Genomic DNA, 1,942 nt, shown 5'->3' with positions numbered 1-1,942 from the left:
GTGAGGGCTCTACTGAGCCTTCACGTGTAGCGGAGGGTTCTAACGGGCCCTGAGGCGCAAGAACTGCAGAACGTTTACTTGTAGAAGCGGTTCAGGAAGCGCGCCACCACGGCGGGACGTTCTTCACCCTCGATCTCAATGGTCGCATCGGCCACCAGGTGCAGGCCGTTGCCCTTGACCTCGGAGACCTCCGTGATGGTCACGGTCATGCGCACGCGCGAGCCCACCTTCACGGGGGAAGTGAAGCGGACCTTGTCCAGGCCGTAATTGACCTTGGTCTGCACGTCGGACACGTCGAAGAGCTCGGACCACATGGGGATCAGCAGCGAGAGGGTCAGGAAACCGTGGGCGATCGGCGCACCGAACGGCCCGGACGCGGCCTTTTCCGGATCGGTGTGGATCCACTGGTGGTCGTCGGTGGCGTCAGCGAACAGGTTCACCTGGTCCTGCGTGATTTCGCGCCACTCGGAAAAGCCCAGGTCCTTGCCCGCGAGGTCGGCAACTTCGGCAAAGGAAACAACGGTCTTGGCGGTCATGAAATTCTCCTTGAAATGGTGAGTCAGGCCGCGCGCAACGGTGCGAGCGGCGGCGTCGGCGAATCAGGCGAAAGCTGACTTGCCCGTGATGGACCGGCCGACCACGAGCGCGTTGATCTCGTGGGTGCCTTCGTAGGAATAGACCGCCTCGGCGTCCGCGTGGAAACGGGCGACGTCGGTGGCGAGCGTGATCCCGTTGCCGCCGACCACTTCGCGGGCCAGGGCCACGGTCTCGCGCATGTGCAGTGCGATCCACATCTTGGCGAGCGCGGAATCCTCGTCCCGGTACTCGCCGCGATCCTGTTTCTCGGCGAGGTCGGAGACCATCGAGAGGCTGGCCGTGACGTTGCCCAGCATGCGCGCGAGCTTCTCCTGAACGAGCTGGAAACTGCCCAGCGACTTGCCGAACTGTTCGCGGGACCGCACGTAGCGCAGCGCGGCCTCGTACGCGCCGGCCTGGATGCCGGTGGCGATCCACGCGACGTCCGAGCGCATGACGCGCAGCATGGCCGCGACATCCTTGAACGAGTTGCAGTTCTGCAGCCGCTGCGCCTCGGGAACGCGCACGTTCTCGAGCGTGATGTCCGCGTTCTGCATCATGCGCAGTGCGGTCTTGCCGTGGATCTTCTCGAGCGTCACCCCGGGCGCCTCGCGATCCACGAGGAACGCCTTGACCTGGCCGTCGGCCACGTCGCGGGCGAACACGGCCAGGTAATCGGCGGTGAACGCGCCACCGATCCAGCGCTTGGCGCCGTTGATGATCCACTCGTCACCCTGGCGTTCGGCCGTGGCTGCCAGTCCGCCGGCGATGTCCGAACCGTGGTCCGGTTCGGTCAGGCAGAAGACACCGGTGGTCTCGAACGAGGTGATCTTGGGATCCAGCTCGGCGAACTGTTCCGGGGACGCTCCCACGCGGCACGTGGTGCGGAACAGGCCCGCCTGCGCCGTGTAGAACGTGGCCATGGAGGCGTCAGTGCGGGCCAGTTCGAAGATCCGGAACCCGTGGTACAGCGAGCGCGGGGCACCCTCGATCTCGTCCGGGGTCATCAGGTTCAACCCGTACAGGGACGGTGCGATCTGGTAGGGGAATTCGCCCTTCTCCCAGTACTCGGCCACCAGCGGCGTGATCTCGTTCTCAAGCACCGTGCGCAGCCGCAGGATGGGTGCGCGCTCGGCCTCGGTCAACCGGTCGGCAATGCCGTACGGGTCGCAGTCCGGGTACAGCGCGCTCATGCCCGCTCCACCTTCTGCGCCTGGGCCGCCTTCTCGGCGGCGTACTTCTTGGCCGCGACGACGACGCCGCCCTCGCTGGGTTCGTAGGGCTCCTGGAGTTCCCCGAGGTCGAAGAGCCGCAGGGCATTGCCCTTGAGGATCTTGGGCTTGACCTGGTCCTTGAAGCGCTGCTG

2 protein-coding genes are annotated in these 1,942 nt (G+C 65.6%); both read right to left on the bottom strand.

From position 1 onward, the window contains the following. Positions 1–74: 74 nt before the first annotated feature. Positions 75–536: a MaoC family dehydratase gene (locus Q4E95_RS11385; RefSeq protein WP_303383418.1), complete on the bottom strand. Its 462-nt coding sequence runs from the start codon at positions 534–536 to the stop codon at positions 75–77. 63 nt (positions 537–599) lie between these two features. Next, positions 600–1,769, bottom strand: a complete 1,170-nt coding sequence (locus tag Q4E95_RS11380; RefSeq protein WP_303383417.1) for an acyl-CoA dehydrogenase family protein — start codon at positions 1,767–1,769, stop codon at positions 600–602. Positions 1,770–1,942: the final 173 nt, after the last annotated feature.

It is taken from the genome of Kocuria sp. (assembly GCF_030536815.1).
GTDB lineage: Bacteria > Actinomycetota > Actinomycetes > Actinomycetales > Micrococcaceae > Kocuria > Kocuria gwangalliensis.
This window is presented reverse-complemented; position numbering and strand designations above follow the sequence as displayed.